The organism is Streptomyces sp. NPDC088910 (genome assembly GCF_044749865.1).
Lineage (GTDB): Bacteria > Actinomycetota > Actinomycetes > Streptomycetales > Streptomycetaceae > Actinacidiphila.
Genome location: NZ_JBIVIV010000016.1, coordinates 80,927 through 99,329, shown reverse-complemented (window position 1 = coordinate 99,329; position 18,403 = coordinate 80,927). Strand labels below are relative to the sequence as shown.

Annotated in this window: 13 protein-coding genes and 1 pseudogene; 5 read left to right on the top strand and 9 right to left on the bottom strand. The window is 73.3% G+C overall.

What is annotated here, in order from left to right:
- Window positions 1-19: 19 nt before the first annotated feature.
- A pseudogene (locus tag ACIP4Z_RS30765) lies at window positions 20-781 on the bottom strand (SDR family oxidoreductase); the annotation flags it as partial.
- Window positions 782-1,045: 264 nt separating this feature from the next.
- Here ACIP4Z_RS30765 and ACIP4Z_RS30760 point away from each other — a divergent pair.
- Window positions 1,046-2,533 (top strand): serine-threonine protein kinase, encoded by a 1,488-nt coding sequence (locus ACIP4Z_RS30760; protein WP_401313551.1) that lies wholly within the window; start codon window positions 1,046-1,048, stop codon window positions 2,531-2,533.
- A 60-nt stretch (window positions 2,534-2,593) separates the two neighbouring features.
- Here ACIP4Z_RS30760 and ACIP4Z_RS30755 read toward each other — a convergent pair whose 3' ends face one another.
- Both ACIP4Z_RS30755 and ACIP4Z_RS30750 read right to left on the bottom strand, forming a co-directional pair.
- Window positions 2,594-5,368, bottom strand: coding sequence for a penicillin acylase family protein (locus ACIP4Z_RS30755; protein ID WP_391048505.1), 2,775 nt, complete (start codon window positions 5,366-5,368; stop codon window positions 2,594-2,596).
- Window positions 5,369-5,582: 214 nt separating this feature from the next.
- Window positions 5,583-6,326, bottom strand: a complete 744-nt coding sequence (locus ACIP4Z_RS30750; RefSeq protein ID WP_401313549.1) for an SAM-dependent methyltransferase — start codon at window positions 6,324-6,326, stop codon at window positions 5,583-5,585.
- Between the two features lie 320 nt (window positions 6,327-6,646).
- Here ACIP4Z_RS30750 and ACIP4Z_RS30745 point away from each other — a divergent pair, with 320 nt between their 5' ends.
- A complete protein-coding gene (locus ACIP4Z_RS30745; RefSeq protein ID WP_355333382.1) occupies window positions 6,647-8,086 on the top strand; it encodes an amidase in 1,440 nt (479 codons plus the stop codon).
- 220 nt (window positions 8,087-8,306) lie between these two features.
- Window positions 8,307-8,768 carry a MaoC family dehydratase gene (locus ACIP4Z_RS30740; protein WP_355333385.1) on the top strand — a complete coding sequence of 154 codons (462 nt, stop codon included), beginning with the start codon at window positions 8,307-8,309 and terminating at the stop codon, window positions 8,766-8,768.
- A 55-nt stretch (window positions 8,769-8,823) separates the two neighbouring features.
- Here ACIP4Z_RS30740 and ACIP4Z_RS30735 read toward each other — a convergent pair whose 3' ends face one another.
- Together ACIP4Z_RS30735 and ACIP4Z_RS30730 are read right to left on the bottom strand one after the other, a co-directional pair.
- Entirely contained in the window at window positions 8,824-9,438 is a 615-nt protein-coding gene (locus ACIP4Z_RS30735; RefSeq protein ID WP_355333387.1) for a TetR/AcrR family transcriptional regulator, read from the bottom strand.
- A 259-nt stretch (window positions 9,439-9,697) separates the two neighbouring features.
- A complete protein-coding gene (locus ACIP4Z_RS30730) occupies window positions 9,698-10,852 on the bottom strand; it encodes an acyl-CoA dehydrogenase family protein (RefSeq protein WP_401313546.1) in 1,155 nt (384 codons plus the stop codon).
- A gap of 89 nt (window positions 10,853-10,941) precedes the next feature.
- Between ACIP4Z_RS30730 and ACIP4Z_RS30725 the strand changes: the two genes are divergently transcribed.
- A complete protein-coding gene (locus tag ACIP4Z_RS30725) occupies window positions 10,942-11,595 on the top strand; it encodes a TetR family transcriptional regulator (protein WP_391161271.1) in 654 nt (217 codons plus the stop codon).
- Window positions 11,596-11,668: 73 nt separating this feature from the next.
- Window positions 11,669-12,214, top strand: a complete 546-nt coding sequence (locus ACIP4Z_RS30720) for a DUF402 domain-containing protein (protein WP_391161273.1) — start codon at window positions 11,669-11,671, stop codon at window positions 12,212-12,214.
- A gap of 85 nt (window positions 12,215-12,299) precedes the next feature.
- On the opposite strand, the gene ACIP4Z_RS30715 is transcribed toward ACIP4Z_RS30720, so the two are convergent.
- The 4 genes from ACIP4Z_RS30715 to ACIP4Z_RS30700 all read right to left on the bottom strand — a co-directional run bounded on the left by ACIP4Z_RS30715 (window position 12,300) and on the right by ACIP4Z_RS30700 (window position 18,398).
- The gene (locus ACIP4Z_RS30715) at window positions 12,300-13,382 is read right to left on the bottom strand and encodes a Zn-dependent alcohol dehydrogenase (protein ID WP_401313543.1); all 1,083 of its coding nucleotides are present in this window, start codon (window positions 13,380-13,382) and stop codon (window positions 12,300-12,302) included.
- Between the two features lie 264 nt (window positions 13,383-13,646).
- On the bottom strand, window positions 13,647-15,047 hold the full coding sequence (locus ACIP4Z_RS30710; RefSeq protein WP_355333606.1) for an aldehyde dehydrogenase family protein: 1,401 nt from the start codon (window positions 15,045-15,047) through the stop codon (window positions 13,647-13,649).
- Between the two features lie 301 nt (window positions 15,048-15,348).
- Entirely contained in the window at window positions 15,349-17,589 is a 2,241-nt protein-coding gene (locus ACIP4Z_RS30705) for a molybdopterin-dependent oxidoreductase (protein WP_401313541.1), read from the bottom strand.
- 203 nt (window positions 17,590-17,792) lie between these two features.
- Window positions 17,793-18,398, bottom strand: coding sequence for a TetR/AcrR family transcriptional regulator (locus ACIP4Z_RS30700; protein ID WP_355333401.1), 606 nt, complete (start codon window positions 18,396-18,398; stop codon window positions 17,793-17,795).
- Window positions 18,399-18,403: the final 5 nt, after the last annotated feature.

Here is an 18,403-nt window from a genome sequence, read left to right as displayed (position 1 = left end):
CGGCCTGTCCGGCTTCCTTCGCCCGCAACTCCTCGTAGGTGCGCTGGAGTTTGTTCATGCCGCGGAGCCAGCGGTCGGGTTCCGCGGCGCGGGCCGCGTAATAACCGGCGACCTCGGGGTGCGGCAGGATCAGGAAGCGGTCGGCCGCGATGCCGTCGAGCACCGCCTGGGCGACGTCCTCGGGCTCGATGGCGTTCGGCGCGAGCACGAGGTCGCCCGCGACCCCGGTGGAGCGGAGCATCGCGGTGCGCACGCCCTGCGGGCACACCGCGTGCACGTGGACGCCGCGGTGCCGGTAGGTGAGCGAGAGCCATTCGGCGAAGGCGAGCGCGCCGTGTTTGGTGACCGAGTACGGGGCCGCGCCGATCATCGTCAGCAGTCCGGCGGCCGAGACGGTGGACACGAAGCGCCCCTGCCCGCGCTCCAGCCATTCGGGGAGCAGCGCGCGGGCGGCGCGGACATGGCTCATGACGTTGACGTCCCAGGCCAGCTCCCAGGCGGCGTCGTCCGCCTCGGGGCCGCCGCCGGTGCCGACCCCGGCGTTGGCGCAGAAGATGTCGACGCCGCCGCCGAGCGCGGTGCGGGCGGCGGGCACGATGCCGGAGGCGTCGCCGGGGACGACGGCCGCGCCGATCTCGTCGGCGACCGCGCGGGCGGCGTCGGCGTCCAGGTCGTTCACCACGACCCGGGCGCCCTCGGCGGCGAATCTGCGGGCGAGGGCGGCTCCGATGCCGCCGCCCGCCCCGGTGACGACCACCCGGGCGCCGCGCACTGCTTCCACGACCACGATCGTGTCTCCTTCGACTCGACTCGGCTCCTTCGCATACTAAGCGGTCGGTCACACAATCCGGTAGTGCCGGGCCGGGCGCCGGGGGCGGACCCCGGACGCCGGGGCCTGGGGTCCGCCCGCGCGCCATGTACGTAGCCGGTGCCGCCGCGTACGTAGCCGGTGCGTATTCAGCCGTCCGGGGGATGGACGACACCCGGCCCTGTCGGGATGATGCGGGCGAACCACACCATCACGGCGTATTTCCAGGGGGGCACCATGGCCGTGACCGGCACCTCAGTGACCAGCACCTCAGTGACCAGCGTCCGGCCGTACTGGGATTTGACCTTCGACGCGGACGGCGACCCCGACCCCCGGCAGCGGGACGCGCTGCTGGAGGCGGTCGGGGACCGGACCGATCTGGTGGTCTTCTCGCACGGCTGGAACAACGACATCGCCACCGCGACCGCGCTCTACGACGGCTTCTTCGGCCCCTTCCCCGGCCTGCTGGCCGCCGCGCCGGACCTCCGCTTCGGCTACGTCGGCGTGCACTGGCCGTCGATGCGCTTCAGCGACGAGCCCATCCCCGATTTCCCGCGCACCTCCCCGACGCTCGCCGCGCCCGTGGCGGACGGCGCCGCCGCGTCGGGCGCCGCGCTCGACCCCCTGACCAGGGCCGCGCTCGGCGAGGTCTTCCCCGGCAGCGGACCGACGCTCGACCGGATCGCGGAACTGCTGGCCGAGCGGCCGGAAGCGCCCGAGCGGCTGGACGAATTCGCCGCGCTGGTCCGTACGCTCACCGGACTGCCGCCGAGTCCGGGCGCCGCCGCACGGACTCCCGGCGCACGGGGTCCCGCCGCCTCAGGTCCCGCCGCACAGATTCCCGCCGCACAAGGCGTCGCCGCCCAGAGCCTCCTCGCCGAGGACATGGGCACCGCGCCGGGCGCCGAGCCGCTCCTCTTCACCCAGGACCCCGTCACCACCTGCCTCTCACTGGCCGACGCCCTGGCGACAGCGGGCGCCGAGGTCGCCCCGGCCCAACCCGTCTCCGGCGAGGCGGTGTTCGGCGGGCTCGGCCGGCGCGTGTGGGACGGCGCCAAGGAGTTGCTGCGGCAGGCCACGTACTACGCGATGAAGCGGCGCGCGGGGACCGTCGGGCAGCGCGGGCTCGGGCCGCTGCTCGGGGTGCTGGCGCGCCGGGCGCCCTCGGTCCGGGTCCACCTGATCGGGCACAGCTTCGGCGCGCGGCTGGTGTCCTTCGCCCTGGACGGCATGCCGTCCAGCGTCCGGGTCTCGTCGGTGACCCTGCTCCAAGGGGCCCTCTCGCACTACGCGTTCAGCGGCCCGCAGCCCTTCGACGCGCGGGGCGGGGCGCTGCACGGCAGGCAACAGCGGGTCACCGGGCCCCTGGTGGCCTGCCATTCGCGGCACGACCAGGCGCTCGGCGTGTTCTACCCGCTGGCCTCGCGGCTCGCGGGTGAGGACGAGTCGCTGCTCGGCGACATCGCCCACGCGGGAGCGGATTTGCTCGGCTTCGGCGAACGCTGGGGAGCGCTGGGCCACGACGGCTTCCAAGCTCTGGACGGCGCACCGGAGTTGACCCTGGAGCGGGCCCTGGCCGGTGAGCTGCCGAGGACCGGCTGCGTCAGCGTGGACGCGTCCTCGGTGGTGTGCTCGGGCGGGCCGCCGTCCGGCGCGCACAGCGACATCTGCCACGAGGAGCTGGCCCGCCTGGTGCTGCGCGCCGCGGGCCGGGTCCCCGGCTGAGGACCCGGCCCGCGACTGTCACCGCGCACCGCTCAAGGGCTCACCCCTGAGCGGGACGCGTCACCGGTGTGACGGGAATTCCACCACCTGCTGGAAGGTGGGCCGGTTCTGCCACGCGATCCGGTCGTCCGTGACTCCGCCCAGCGGACGCTGGACGATCGAGTCGGCGCACCACTGGTCACCGGCGGAGCAGCCGCTGTCGTCGGCCGGGTAGACGGTGGCCGCCGGGACGGCCGCCGCCTGCTTCAGCGTGGACAGCAACATGTCGCGGCAGGCGGTCAGTTGGCCGCCGCCGCAGTACGTCTGGTCGAGCGCGCCCTGCACCGGCTTGCCGAGCACCTTGCGCAGATCCTTGTCGGCGTACGACCACCAGCCGTACTGGAAGGCGCTGCCCGCGTGCGAGCCGGTCGGCCCGTGTCCCGCGGACGGCGACTCGTCGATCGCGAGGTTCGCGGCCAGCGCGTTGTAGAGGTCGCTGCCGAGGCCGGGCTGGAACTCGCCCGCGATCAGCAGCGGCCACCACGCGTCCATCACCCGTACCGCGTCCGCGTTGGCGTACGTGTGCGAGCCGGGCGAGGTCTCGTGCCGCTTGGTGCCCGCCGTGCTCCACGCCTCCAACTGCTGTACGGCGGTGGCTTCCTGGGGATCGGTGACCGGTGCGCTGTGGATCACCTGGAGCAGGTCGGGCAGGACGTCCTCACCGCGCAGGTCGGTGAGCGCCGCGTCCGCCATGGCCTTGGTGAGCGCGGCGCGGGTGACGCCGCCCGCCTGGGTGAGCGCCTTCACCCGGTCCTCCAGCAGGTCGGCGCGGTGCACGGAGCCGTTGCCGAAGCCCGCCGAGGTGTACCCCTTGGCCTGCTTGTTGTTCCACGACACGTAGTAGTCCTGGTCGACGGACTGCGGATGCTGCGCGGGCGGGGTGTAGGAGGCGGTGTTGGTCACCGGGTCCCAGCCGCGCCAGTCGTAGGCGGCCTGCGCCCACACCGGGAACGACGGGTCCACGCCGTCCGCCCTGACCGGGTTGGTGCCGCTGTTGTAGTACGCGGTGTGCTGGGAGTCCGCGTAGAACCAGTTGAAGGTGTAGTTGATGTCCTGCGTCGCCCGTTGGAACGAGGCGGCGTCGTGCACGAATCCGGGGTCGTTCAGCTCCTGGAAGCCCAGGATCGAGTCGGCCTCGTGCCGGTACGAACTGCGCAGCGCCGTATAGGCGACGGCCTTGCCGCCGACGGTCGCCCGGTACTGCACCGGGCCGTACGCCGTGCGCCAGACCTGCATGCGGTACGAGCCCGCCGCCGTGGAGTCGGCGACGGTCGGCGACCAGGAGTTGGTGCGTTCCAGCTTCTCCATCGGCACGCACGCGCCGTGCAGCACATAGTGCGTGGAGTCCTGGCACAGCTCCACGGCGTAGGTGTCGGTGACGTCCTGGCTCGCGGAGGTCGCGCTCCAGGCGTAGTCCTGGCCCCGGCCGAGTTCCACGTACATGCCCAGGCCCGCGAAGGACGCGCCGCGCGCGCTGATGCCGGGGCCCTGCAACTCCTGGAGCATCAGCAACTGTGGCGCGAAATAGCCGGTTTGCGGACCGAAGACGGCGACCGGGTGGCCGCTGGCGGTGTGCGCGCCGCTGACCACGAGAGCGTTGGACATTCCCTTCTTCGTGGCGTCGCCGGAGAAGAGGTTGCTCGGCAGCACTCCGGGGCTCTTGGTGGTGGCCTGCTTGGCGCCGCCGGTCGCGTCGTAGACCAGCGGTTCCGGTACGACCGAACCGGCGTCGGGCAGCGCCTGGCCCTTGGCCTGCGCGGGCTTGCCGGCGTACGGGAAGCTGCTGCCGTCGTGCACGGTGGGCGTGGCCTCGGGGTCGTCCCGCTCGCGGAAGGACTCCCAGACCTTGGTGCCCTCGGCGACCCCGTACTTCTGCTGCGCCGCCAGCAGCGACAGCGCGGACTCCACCTCTCCGCCGCCGCCGGTGCCGAACAGCGCGCCGATCACCGAGGCGAGCGCGATCATGTCGGTGAGCTGGAACGGGTCGATCGTACCCGCGTTGGTGATCGCGTCCATGTGCCCGGTGAGGACGTACTCGCCGGGGAAGTAACGGCCGTTCTTGGACTGCGTGATGTAGGCGTTGATGCCGTCGACGTACGCCTGCGCGTCGGCGAGCGCCTGCTGGCCGCGGGCGCCGCCGCTGTTCGCCAGCCGGGTGACCTGGTCCTGGAGGTCGGCCTCGGTGTACGGGGCCTGCCGCCAGAACTCCTGCTCCAGGCCGCGGTTGGCCGCCGCGCCGCCCGCGAACGACGACAGTTCGCCGCGTCCGACGTGCCGGAAGAGGTCCATCAGCCACAGCCGGTCCTGCGCCGCCGCGTATCCGGCGCCGTACTCCGTGCCCTGCCTGGTCGTGCCCTTGATGTGGGGGACGCCCGTCGCCTTGTCACGGGTGATCGTCACGTCCGAGCGCGGGCTGATCACCGAGGCGACCTGGCCCGAAGGGACGCCGAAGGACGAGCTGTTGAAGAAGTTGCTGATGGTCGCGTCGGTCAGCCCTGGGTATCCGTCGGCGAGCGACGAATACGGTCCGAGCTGGTCAGAGGTGTGCGCGGGGCGTGTCCCGAGCACCTTGTTCGCCAGAATGTCCGCGAGCGTGGCGTTGCCGTTCTCGCCAGGCGGCAGAATGTCAGAGCACTGTCCCGCGCAGTAGTCGCCCGAGTTGTCCGCGGCCTGCGCCGCCAGCGGCAACGGGGCCACCAAGGTGGCCCCGAGCGCCAGCAGCGCCGCGGCTGTCGCCGTTCTCCACTTGCCGATCCTGCCCAGCTTGCCGATCCGTCGTGGGGTCCGCAGCGGCATGTCTGCTCCTTCCGGATACCAGTCCCCGGACGTTACCGCCGGTACCTCCTTCCCGGAAGATGAACATGCGTCAGCTTTTCACTTCCCCCACATCCCGCCGCCCCCGACTCCCGCAGCCGCGGGGGCGCGTTGGGGTGAGCGGGCGCGCGTTGGGGTGTGCGGGCACGCGTCGCGGTCAGCGGGGGCACGCCGGGATCAGCGGCGCGCGTCGCGGTCAGCGGGGGCGCAGGACGAAGACGCCCCAGCCGAAGTAGCGCTTGCCGTAGGTGAGATGGCCGCGCCGCTGGTGGTCGAGGAATTCGCGCATGGCCGGTACGTCGGGGTGGTCGGCGGGGGTGCGGCGGAGCCATTCGGAGATCGCGAACCACTGGGGCGCGTAGTAGCGGTCCCAGTTGTCGCCGTCGGCCAGCACCATTTCGACCAGGTCGACGCCCGCCGCCTCGAAGCGGTCCAGGGTGCCGCTGAGCGACACGAAGTCGTCCGGCTCGGTGCCGAGGGCCTCGTACGCCTCCTCCGGAGGTGTCTCGTGCCAGTACGGCTCGCCGATCAGCATGAGTCCGCCGGGGCGCAGCGCGGGCCGCAGCAGCTCGATCGTGCCCGCGAGGCCGTCCCCGATCCAGGTGGCGCCGAGGCACGAGGCGATGTCGAAGGAGGCGGGCTCCGGCTGGTATTTCCCGGCGTCGCCGCGCTCGAAGGTCACGCTCTCCGACACGCCGAATTCCGCGGCCCGCTCGCGCGCCGCCGTCAGGAAGACCTCGCTGAGGTCGACGCCGACACCGCCCGTGCCGTACCGCTTCGCCCAGCCGGCCAGCATCTCGCCCTTCCCGCAGGCGAGGTCGAGGTGCCGCTGCCCCTCCTTCAACCGGCAGATCTCACCGAGCAGCCGCAGCTTCTCCTGGCTGAGGGGGTTGAGGATGCGGTTGTCCGCCTCGGCGATCTCGTGGTGGCGCAGGCTCATGTGGCTCCTTGGCGGTGCTGGTCGTTCACAGGCGGGCTCGGGCGTTCGCGATGGTCCCCGATCGGGATGGCGGGTGCCACTCGTTTTGGCCCGTCGGCTCCGCTCCATAGTGGCCGACGGCGGGGCGACGGCCGTCACCGGTCGGCGGCGTCACCGGCCGACGGGCGTCACCGCCACGGAGCCGCGGTCATCAGGCGTGACGGGTTCCGGGCGGTGACCGAGTCCGCCGAGGGGCTGGTCGCTACCCGCCGGTAGTGCGAGGATCGCGGCGCACGACGCGTGGCGCACGGCGGTACGAGCGGCGGAAGGCGGGAGCGGGCATGGCCCAGTTGCACGATCTGACGGCGGTGGAGCAGGCGGCTGCGGTACGTGAGGGGGCGGTGTCGCCGGTCGAGTTGACCGAGCACTATCTGGAGCGGATCGACCGGCTCGACGCGACGCTCGGCGCGTTCATCACCGTGACGCCGGAGGTCGCCCGCAAGCAGGCGGCGGAGGCCGAGGCGTGGGCGCTGGCCGCGCGGCGCGAGGGCGCGGCCGACGAACTGCCCGTGCTGCACGGCGTCCCGGTGCCGGTCAAGGACCTGAATCTGGTGGCGGGTGTGCGCTGCACCTTCGGTTCCGCGGCCTTCGCGGAGCACGTACCCGACGCCGAGGACCATGTGGCGGCCCGGCTGCGCAAGGCGGGCACGATCCTGCTCGGCAAGACCAACACCCCCGAGTTCGGGCTGCCCTGCTACACCGAGAACCGGCTGGCGCCGCCCGCCCGCACGCCCTGGGACCTGGAGCGGTCGGCGGGCGGTTCGAGCGGTGGCGCCGGGGCGGCGGTGGCGGGCGGCCTCGCGCCGGTCGCGCAGGGCAGCGACGGCGGCGGCTCGATCCGTATCCCGTCCTCGGTTTGCGGGCTGTTCGGCATAAAACCGAGCCGCGGCCGGGTGAGCGGCGGTCCCGTCCTGCACGACGTGAGCGGGCTCAGCACGTCGGGCCCGATCGCCCGTACCGTCGCCGACGCGGCGGCGCTGCTCGACATCCTCGCGGGCCCCGAGGCCGGCGCCCCGTACGGGGCGCCCTCGCTGCCGCCCGGCGAGACCTTCCTCTCCCACGCCCGCCGCGAGCCGGGGCCGCTGCGCGTGGTGGCGCTCGCCGATCCGCCGGTGCCCGGCGTCGCGCTGCACCCCGACTGCCGGGCCGCGCTCGACGGCGCGGCGGGGCTGCTGCGCGAACTGGGCCACGACGTGGACGAGATGGCGCTGCCGGTGGACGACTCGGTGCGGCAGGCGTTCAACGCGGTCTGGTCGGTGATGGCCGCGGCCCGGCCGGTCGCGCCGGGCGACGAGCACTTGCTGATGCCGCTGACCCGGCATCTGCGGGCGGCGGGCGGCAAGGTGTCGGGGCTGGACTTCGCGGGCGCCCTCTACGTCTTCCGCATGCTCGGCCAGCTCATCGCGGACGCGCTCCTGACGTCGTACGACGTGATCCTGACGCCGACGCTCGCGCAGCCGCCCGCCCTGGTCGGGGGCATGCGCGACGACGCGGACCCGACGGCCGAATTCGACGCGATGGCCGCCTTCACGCCCTTCACCCCGCTGTACAACGCGACGGGCCAGCCCGCGGTCAGCGTCCCGCTGCACTGGACGGACGCGGGGCTGCCGATCGGCGTGATGCTGGGCGGGCGGTACGGCGACGAGGCGACGCTGGTGTCGCTGTCGGCGCAGTTGGAACGGGCCAGGCCCTGGGCGGGGCGGCGGCCGGAGCTCTGGTAGCGGCGCGGGAGCCGGGGGTACGGGATCGGCGCGGGAGCCGGGGGTACGGGATCGGCGCGGGAGCCGGGGGTACGGGATCGGCGGCCGGGCGGCGCGAGGGGCGGCCGACCGCGCGGCGGCGATTGACACCCGGCGGCCCCCGAACCATGCTGAGAGTCGCTGAGCAAGCGCTTAGAAACCCCGTAGCGCGCCGTACCGGACCGCCCCTGGAGGCCACCCCATGTCGCAGCCCCGCATCTTCGCTTCGCCGGACGAACTGCGCGCCGCCGTCGGCGAACAGCTCGGCTGGACCGAGTGGCAGGAGATCGACCAGAAGCGGATCGACCTGTTCGCCGAGGCCACCGGGGACCACCAGTGGATCCACGTCGACGCGGAGAAGGCGGCGCTCGGCCCGTTCGGCACGACCATCGCGCACGGCTATCTGACGCTCTCCCTGATCCCGTCCCTCACCCCGCGACTCCTGCTGGTCGAGGGCGTGAAGATGGGCGTCAACTACGGCGTGAACAAGGTGCGTTTCCCCGCTCCCGTACCGGTCGGCTCCCGGCTCCGCGCGACCGCCGAGGTCGCGGAGGTCACCGAGGTGGGCGGCGGCATCCAGCTCGTGACGAAGGTGACCATCGAGCGCGAGGGCGGCGACAAGCCGGTGTGCGTGGCGGAGACAGTCGCCCGCTTCTATCTGTAGCTCTGCGGACGCGTTCGGGCGGCTGTCCGTGGAGGCGTTCGCGCGGGTCGCGCCCTCAGGCCGTGGGCCGCACCATGCGCAGCACGAGGTCGGCGTAGAGCGCGCCGACCTCGTCCGGGGTCCTGCGGCCCTCGGGGTTGAACCAGCGGGCCACGTCGATGCAGAGCGACAGCACGGCGAGCGTGGTCCCGGAGACCTCGGGGACGTCGAATTCGCCCGCCGTCACGCCGTCCTTGATGATCGTGCGGATCGCGTCCTCGCTCTGCCGCCGCAGCGCCACGATCTCCGCGTGGTGCTCGGGGGCGAGCGCGCCCAGCTCGTACTGCACGACCCGCCCGGTCGTGTGGTGCTCGGCGTGCCAGCGGACGAAGGCGCGTACGGCGCTCTCCAGCCGTTCGGCCGGGCTGCCGTCGCCGTCCCTGGCCTCGGAGAGCATGGCGAGCGAGCGCAGGTGGCCGACCTTGCTGATCTGGTAGAGCAGTTCCTCTTTGGTCTTGTAGTGGATGTAGAGCGCGGCGGGGCTCATGCCCGCGCGCCCGGCGATGTCGCGGGTGGTCGTGGCGTGGTAGCCGCGCTCGGCGAACGCCTGCACCGCCGCGATCACCAGCCGCCTCGCGGCGTCGGGGCTGATGTCCCCCCACGCCTCGCCGGTTGTCGCCTCGACGCTCATCGCACGCTCCTCACCGCCGGTCACAGCCGCCACCCTATCGCGGGGCTGAGCAAGCGCTTAGATACTAAGCGGTCGCTCGTCACTTGTCGTGACCAGGGCAGGGGGACGTCGAGACAGGACGTCGAAGCGGTAGGGGGACGCGGTGCGTGGAAGCGGTACGGGTGCCGTACGGGGAGTGCGGTACGGGTGCGCGGTGCGTGGAAGCGGTACGGGTGTCCGGGGAGTGCGGTACGGGTGCGTACAGGTGCGCGGCCTGCGGTCAGAACGCTGATACGCCGGTCAGCGCCCGTCCGATCAGCAGCTTGTGTATCTGGCTGGTGCCTTCGTACAGCGTCATGACCCGCGCGTCCCGCAGCAGCTTGCCCGCCGGGTACTCGTCGATGTAGCCGTAGCCGCCGAAGACCTGGAGGGCGTTGTTGGCACAGCGCACGGCGGCCTCGCTCGCGTAGAGCTTGGCGACCGAGGACTCGGTGGCGAAGGGCAGCCCGCGGTCGATCAGGTCGGCGACCCGCCAGGTGAGCAGCCGGGCCGCGTCCACGTCCACCACGATGTCGGCGAGCAGCTCCTGGACGAGCTGACGCCCGGCGATCGGCGCGCCGAACTGCTCGCGCTCCCCCGCGTACGCCACCGCCGCGTCCAGGCACGCCTGGGCGATGCCGACACAGCCCGCCGCGACCGACATCCGCCCCTTGGCCAGCGCGGACATCGCCACGGAGAAGCCCTTGCCCTCGGGCGCGAGCATCGCGGAGGCCGGGACGCGGACGCCGTCGAGGACCAGCTCGGCCGTCGCCTGCCCGCGCAGCCCGAGCTTGCCGTGGATCTCTCGGCGGGTCAGGCCCGCCGTGTCGGTCGGCACCAGGAAGGCGCTGACGCCCTTGTGCCCCTCGTCGGCGCGGCCGGTGCGGGCGAAGAGCAGGACGACATCGGCCCAGGTGCCGTTGGTGATGAACATCTTGCTGCCGGTGATCACGTACGAGTCGCCGTCCCGTACCGCGCGGGTGGTGAGATTCGCGGCGTCCGAACCGGTGCCCGGCTCGGTCAGCCCGAAGCAGCCGACCGCGTCGCCCGCGGTGAGCCGGGGCAGCCACGCGCGCTTGTGCTCCTCGCTCCCCCAGCGCGCGATCGACTTGGCGACCAGGCCGAGCGAGACCGAGACGATGCCGCGCACGGAGGAGTCGCCGCGGCCCAGCTCCTCGGTCACCAGGCAGTAGGCGAGGTGGTCGCCGCCGGAGCCGCCGTACTTCTCGTCGACGGTCAGCCCCAGGAAACCGAGCGCGCCGAGCTTCTTCACGATGGCGCGGTCCACGCTCTCGGCGCGGTCCCACGCCACCGCGTTCGGCGCGATCTCGCGCTCGGTGAAGTCCCTGGCCAGCTCCTTGACGGCGGCCTGCTCCTCGGTCAGCTCAAGGTTCACTGCGTTGTCACCGCATCCCACGATCGTCCGGACGATCCTTCGAAACTACCACCGCTAGTTTTCGGGCGGCAGGCTCTACTATGTGCCGCATGGCCCGCCCCCGCAAGCCCCTGCTCAGTCGCGACCGGATCGTCACGGCGGCCCTCGCCCTCATCGACGAGGAGGGTCTGGCGGCCCTGTCCACCCGGCGGCTCGCGGCCGAACTGGGCGTGAGCGGGCCCTCCCTCTACAACCACTTCGCCACCAAGGAAGCCATCCTCGACGCGGCGGCCGACACCGTCGTCACCCAGGTCGACCTGTCGATGTTCGGTGACGGCAGGGACTGGCGGCAGGCGCTGCTCGACTGGGGCCGCTCCTATCGCGCCGCCCTCACCGACCACCCGCACATCGTGCCGTTCCTCGCCGTCGGGCCCGGCCTGCGGCCCGCCGGGCTCCGGATGGCCGACGCCGTCTTCGGCGGCATGGTCGAGGCGGGCTGGCCGCCCGCCCACGCCACCCGGATCGGCGCCCTCATGCGCTACTTCGTCACCGGCTCCGCGCTCGGCTCCTTCGCGGGCGGCTTCGTCGGCGACGCGGACGTCTACGACCCCGCCGACTATCCGCACCTCGGCCAGGCCCACCTCCTCGCCAAGCACCAGCGGCAGATCGACAGCGGCGCCTTCGAGACGGGGCTGCGCGCGCTGATCGACGGTCTGGCCGTGCAGTTCGAGGCGCTCGCGGGCCCGGGAACCGCCCCGGCGTGAGCCCCCGGGGGGGGTGGCCTCCCGGCGGGAAATCCGGGGGCGGACCGGCCGCGCCTGCTGACAGGATGGCGCCATGTCAGAACCGGTCCCGCAGGGCCCCGAGCCCGACTTCGTCCAGGTCAACTACCGCAAATACGACGGCACTCTGCACTGGAATCTGCGGATGCGGCGGCTCGGTGAGGACGAGCACGGCGTATGGCTCGGCCTCCCCGGCTTCGGCCTGGTGCGCAAGGGCCACAACCCCCACGTCCCGATCCCCGAGGCGCACATCATCCTCTTCCCGCGCGACGCCTGGTGGACGGCGACCTTCAACGCCGCGCCCCGCCGCACCGAGATCTACTGCGACATCACCACCCCGCCGCGGTGGCCGTCCCCCGCCGAGGTCACCATGGTCGACCTCGACCTGGACGTCCTGCTCAAGCGCGGCGCCGACCTGCCGATCCTGGTCGACGAGGACGAATTCGCCGAGCACCAGGTGCGGTACGGCTACCCCGCCGATGTGATCGGCGCCGCCGAATCCGCCGCCGCGTGGCTGATGACGGCGGTGGCGGAGGGCACCGGTCCCTTCGACGGCACTCACCGGCACTGGCTGGCGATGGTCGACGGCGCGCAGGCGTAGACGTACGCCTAGACGTACGCCTAGGGACGCGCCCGCTGACAGCGGCGGGTGCGCGGTCCCGCGGGAATCCGGCCCGACCGACCGGTCAGAAGACCACCAGCGCCCGGCCGCCGCGCCCGGCGGTCATCGCCTCGAAGGCCGCCGGGATGCCGTCGAGCGTGATGCGGTCGGTGACCATGGCGGACAGGTCGAGGCGGCCCGCCCGTACGTGCTCGGCGAGCACCGGCAGATCCACGGCCGGGTCGCAGTTTCCGTACACGCAGCCGGAGAGCGTGCGGCCGAAGTAGAAGAGTTCCAGCGCGGTGAAGGTGACCTGCTGGTCCTGGCCGCCGATGCCGACCACCGTCGTACGGCCGCCGCGGCGCGTGGAGGACCAGGCGGTGCGGATGGTGTCGGCGCGGCCCACGCACTCGATGGCCGCGTCGGCGCCGAAGCCGTCGGTGAGCTTGCGGATCCGCTTGGCCGTGTCGTCCCCGGAGACGACGAAGTCGGTGGCGCCGGCCGCCCGCGCCAGCTCCTCCTTGGCGGGCGCGACATCGACCGCGATGATCCGCTCGGCGCCCGCGATCCGCGCCGACTGGAGCACGGCGAGCCCCACGCCGCCGACCCCGTAGACGGCGACGCTCTCGCCGGTACGGATCCGCGCCGAGTGGTGCACCGCGCCGTAGCCGGTGAGTACGGCGCAGCCGAGCAGCGCGGCGTCGGTGAGCGGGACGCCGTCGGGGAGCGGCAGGACCGCGCCCGCGGCGACCACGGTCTCCTCGGCGAAGACGGCGGTGCCCAGGCCCGGGTAGAGCGGGCTGCCGTCGGCGGCCAGCGTGGCGTACGGACTGGCGGCTGCCGTGGCGGAGTTGGCACACAGCCAGGGCTCGGCGAGGCCGCAGAAGTGGCAGTCGCCGCAAGCGGGCGCCCAGTTGAGGACCACGCGGTCGCCGGGGGCGAGATGGGCGACGCCGTCTCCGACCGCCACCACCGTGCCCGCGCCCTCATGGCCGAGGACGGCGGGTACCGGCTGGCGCAGCGTCCCGTTGGACAGCGACAGGTCGGAGTGGCACACGCCCGCCGCCGCCAGCCGGACCCGGACCTGTCCGGGTCCGGGGTCGGGCAGCTCGATGTCGGCGACGGCCAGCGGCGCGTTGACGGCGGGCAGGACGGCTGCGCGTACCACGAGGTCTCCTGGGTGCGGGGCTGCGAGCGGATCCGGATGCGGACGGATGCGGTCGGGGGCTGACGGATGCGGGTGCGGATGCGGGTGCGGATGCGGGTGCGGATGCGGACGAGCGGGCGTGAGCGGGGTGGGGCAACGGGCCGGTCGGACCGGGTCGGCCGGGGTGATCCTGGTCGACCGAGCCGGCCCGAACGGGTCGGGAGGGGCGGGCGGTTCGTGCGGTTCAGCCAGGTCGGGCGGTCCTGGGGTCCTGCGGTCCTGCGGTCAGAACTGGAGGGACTTGGTCTGGAGGTACTCCGCCAGCCCGTGCGCGCCCAGCTCGCGGCCGACTCCGGACTGCTTGTAACCGCCGAAGGGCGCCAGCGGGTTGAACCGGCCGCCGTTGATGTCGACCTGTCCGGTGTCCATCCGGCGGGCGAAAGCGACGGCCTCCGCGTCGTCGGCGCCCCAGACCGCGCCCGCGAGCCCGTAGACCGTGCCGTTGGCGATGCGCAGGGCGTCGTCCTCGTCCTCGTACCTGATCAGGGCGACGACCGGGCCGAAGATCTCCTCCTGGGCGATCGTCATACCGGGGTCGACGTCGGCGAAGACGGTGGGGCGTACGTAGTAGCCGGTCTCCAGTCCGTCCGGCGCGTCGGGGCCGCCGACGACGATCCGCGCGCCTTCCGCGGCGCCGCGCCGTATGTAGCCGCGCACCCGCTCGCGCTGCTTGGCGTTGACGACCGGGCCGAGCCGTTCGCCGGGTACGTACTTGGCGGCTGCCGCGGTGGCCGCCTCGACGGCTTCGTCGTAGCGCGCGGAGTCGACGAGGATCCGGGTCCAGGCGCTGCACGTCTGGCCGGAGTTGGCGAAGACGTTGGCGATGCCGACGTTGACGGCGCGGGCGAGGTCGGCGCCGGGGAGGATGACGTTCGCGGACTTTCCGCCCAGTTCGAGCGCGACGCGCTTGACGGCCGCGCCCGCGGTGGCGCCGATCTGCCGTCCGACCGCGGTGGAACCGGTGAAGGAGACCATGTCCACGCCTGGGTGCTCGGCGAGCGCCTGTCCGGCGACCGGGCCGAGGCCGGTGACCAGGTTGAAGACTCCGGCGGGGAGCCCGGCCTCGTCGAGGATCGCGGCGAAGAGCTGGGCGACCAGCGGGGTGTCCTCCGCGGGCTTGAGCACCACGGTGCAGCCCGCGGCCAGCGCGGGGGCGGCCTTGGCGACGACCTGGTGCAGCGGGTAGTTCCACGGCGTGATCGCGCCGACGACGCCGACCGGCTCCTGGAACACCCGTGAGTTGCCGACCTGTTCCTCGAAGCCGTACCCGGCGGCGAGCGCGGCGAAGCTGCCCATGACGGCGGTGGGCATGTCGGTGTGGACGGCGGCGGCGAAGGCGGGCGGGGCGCCCAGCTCGGCGGCGACGGTCGCGGCGATCTCCTCGCGGCGCGCCGCCATCAGGTCGCGTACCGCGCCGAGTATCGCGCCGCGTTCCGCGGGCGGGGTGGCCGCCCAGCCGGGCAGGGCGGCGCGCGCGGCGCGTACGGCCTCGTCCACGTCCTCCGCGGTGCCCGCGGGCACCTGTCCGATGACCTTCTCGGTCACCGGGTTGACGACGTCGATCCGGCCGCCGCCCGCGGCGGGGCGCCACTTCCCGCCGATGTACTGGGCGTCGCGCGATGTCACCAGGTCCTGTGCGCCCTCTGCCGTACCGTCCACCGTTGCTGCCCTCCGGGGTCACCGCTCTGCGTCCGACGCCCAAACTAGCGCCGTTAGTTTTTTGTGGCCAGGGTGTGTCGCGTGCCGTCAGTCACGTCGCGCCGGGAACACCCGACGACCCGGGCTCCGCGCGGGGCCGGGCCGGGCCCGTGACGTCCGGCCGCCCTCCCCGGGCGACCCGCGCCCAGGGGTCCCGTGCCCCGCTGTCCGGGTGTCACACCACTCGGCGGCGCCGTGTCACCCGGCCGTGTCACGGGCGCGGCGCGGGTCAGCGGACGGCCTCCATCCGTATCGGGAATCCGTTGAGCACGGCCGTGCCGGAGAGCGGGTCGAGCCGCGTGCCGTCGAGCAACTGATTGACGTTGACGCCCGGCTCGCGGGCCGCCTCGGTCAGCCGGGTGCCCTCGCGGTCGTGACCCCAGCCGTGCGGCACGCTGACCACTCCGGGGCGCAGCGCGTCGGTGATCTCGACGGCCGCGGTGATCTCCCCGCCGTCGCCCTTGATCAGGGCGAGCGCCCCGTCGGCCAGCCCGAGCCGGGCCGCGTCGACGGGGTGTATCTGCGCCGTGCAGCGGTTGGTGCCGCCGGTGAGCGCGGGCACATTGTGCATCCAGGAGTTGTTGGACCGCAGATGGCGGCGCCCGATGAGGACCAGCCCTTCGCCGTCCGCGCCGCGCGTCACCGCGGCCCGCAGCCGCGGCAGATCGGCGGCAATGGCCTCGGGCGCCAGCTCGACCGTGCCGGACGGTGTCCGCAGCACCTCGGGCACGCGCGGGCGCAGCGGGCCGAGGTCGATGCCGTGCGGCCGGTCCAGGACCCTCGCCAGGGTGAGGCCGTCGGGGTCGGCGCCGAAGCCGTCGCCGTACGGGCCGAGGCGCAGCATCATGTCGAGCCGCCGCTCGTATCCGGTGCTCCCGCCGAGCGCGGCGGACAGCTCCGCGACGTCCCGGCCGTGGACCGGCGAGTGCGGGTCGCCGGTCTCGGCGGTGAGCTTGCGGACCACCGCCTGTTCGTCCACGAGCGCGGGGTCGGCTCCCTGGCCCCGGGTCTGTCCCAGGACGGCGAGGATCAGCCGGGCGTGGATCTCCGGTTCGTCCAGCAGTCCGTCCTCCAGCGGCACCGCGGGCGGGCTGTAGCGGACGGTGTTGCGGACCGCGAGCGTGCTGAAGGCGAAGTCGTAGTGCGCGCTCTGCGCGGGCGGGGGCGGCGGCAGCACCACATCGGCGTGGCGCGAGGTCTCGTTGAGATACGGATCGACGCTGACCATGAAGTCCAGGCCGTCCAGGGCGCGGTCGAGCCGCAGGCCGTCGGGGGCGGACAGCACCGGGTTGGCCGCGACCACGACGAGGGCGCGCAGGCGGCCGTCCCCGGGGGTGTCGATCTCCTCGGCGAGGGCGGCGGCGGGCAGTTCGCCCTTGACCTCGGGGTGTCCCGAGACCCGGCTGTGCCAGCGGCCGACGCGGAATCCCTTGCCGGGGCCGGGCGGTCGGGGCGCCCGCGCGGTGGCCGCGAGCGGGAACATGGCACCGCCCGGCCGGTCCAGATTGCCGGTCAGCGCGTTGAGCACGTCGACCGCCCAGCTCGCCAGGGTGCCGAATTCCACGGCGGTGCTGCCGAGCCGCCCGTAGACCACGGCGCGCTCGGCCGCCGCCAACTCGCGCGCCAGGGCCCGGATGTCGTCGGCCGGGACGTCGCAATACGCGGCGACCGCCTCCGGCGCGAAATCCGTCACCAGGTCGCGTACTTCGGCCACACCGCTGAGCCACGGGGTCAGTTCGCCGGGGTCCGCGAGCCCTTCGGCGAACAGTGTCCTGACCATGGCGAGCAGCAGGGCCGCGTCGGTGCCGGGCCTGGGCGCCACATGGCGGTCGGCGGCGCGGGCGGTCCTGGTGCGGTGCGGGTCGATGACGACGAGTCTGCCGCCGCGCCGCCGCAGCGCCTTGAGCTTGCCGGGGAAGTCGGCGGCGGTGGCCAGACTGCCGTTGGACACCAGCGGGTTCGCGCCGATGAGCAGCAGATGGTCGGTGCGGTCCAGGTCGGGCACCGGGATCGCGTTCGGGTCGCCGAAGAGGTAGCCGCAGGACACGTGCTTGGGCATCTGGTCGAGCGTGCTCGCGGTGAAGACGCGGCGGGTGCGCAGCGCGCCGATGAGCTGCGCGGGGTAGAGGCCGCCCGCCATCGTGTGCACATTGGGGTTGCCGAGGACGACGCCGACCGCGTCACCGCCGTGCGCTCCGGTGACCGCGCCGATCCCGGCGGCGACGGCCGCGTACGCCTCGTCCCACGTCGCCTCGGTCAGCCGGCCCTCGCGGCGCACCAGGGGGCGCCGCAGCCGGTCGGGGTCGGCGTCGAGCGCGCCGAAAGCGGCGCCCTTGGGGCAGATGAAGCCTGCGCTGAACACGTCGTCCCGGTCGCCGCGGGCATGCGTCACCCGTCCGTCGTCGACGGACAGCGTGAGGCCGCAGGTGGCCTCGCAGAGCGGACAGATGCGCAGGGCGGTTCGGGTCATCGGGGACTCCCCTGGACGGGCGGCGACGTTGGCGCGCGGTCGTCTTCGACATTACCCGGCGGTACTGACAACGACCCCTGGAGCGGGCATCGGGCCTCGCGAGGGCGGGTGCGGGAGATCCGGGAAGGGGCGGGGAGGCCCGGGGACCTGGGGGCCTGGGGGCCTGGGGGCCTGGGGGCCTGGGGGCCTGGGGGCCTGGGAGATCAGTCCAGGACGGTCGCGAGATAGGCCCGGATCAGCTCCTTCGTCTCGGAGATCACCCCGGGGTCGCCCGACGGGTCGGTGCGGAAGGCGAGTTGCAGCGCGGCGTCCGCCGTCTCGACGGCGATCACCAGGGCCAGCCGCAGCCGGGGTTCCGAGGGGTCGACCGAGAGCCGTTCCCCGAGCAGCGCGGGCAGCCGGTCGGCGAGGTCGTGGTTGGTCTCGCCCGGCACGCCGAAGTCGACCAGCGCGAAACCGGGCGCGGTGCGCTTCATGGCGGTGTACTCGTCGACCAGGATGTTCACCGCCGTGCGCCAGTCGGGGTCGGTGCCGGGCTCCGCGAGACGCGCGGCCGTACGGTCGAGGAATTCGTCGAGGTTGCGGTGGGCGAGGGCGTCCGCGAGGGCGCGCTTGTCGGAGAAGAAACGGTAGACCGACCCGATGGGGACGCCCGCGCGGGCGGCGACGGCGCGGGTGCTGAGACGCTCGTAACCGCCCTCGTCCAATAGCCGGGCGCAGGCGTCGAGGATGCGTTCCAGGCGTTCGGTGCTGCGCTGCTGCACCGGTGCGCGGCGCAGTCCGCTGTCCGCGCCCACGGCCCGTGGCACGGCTC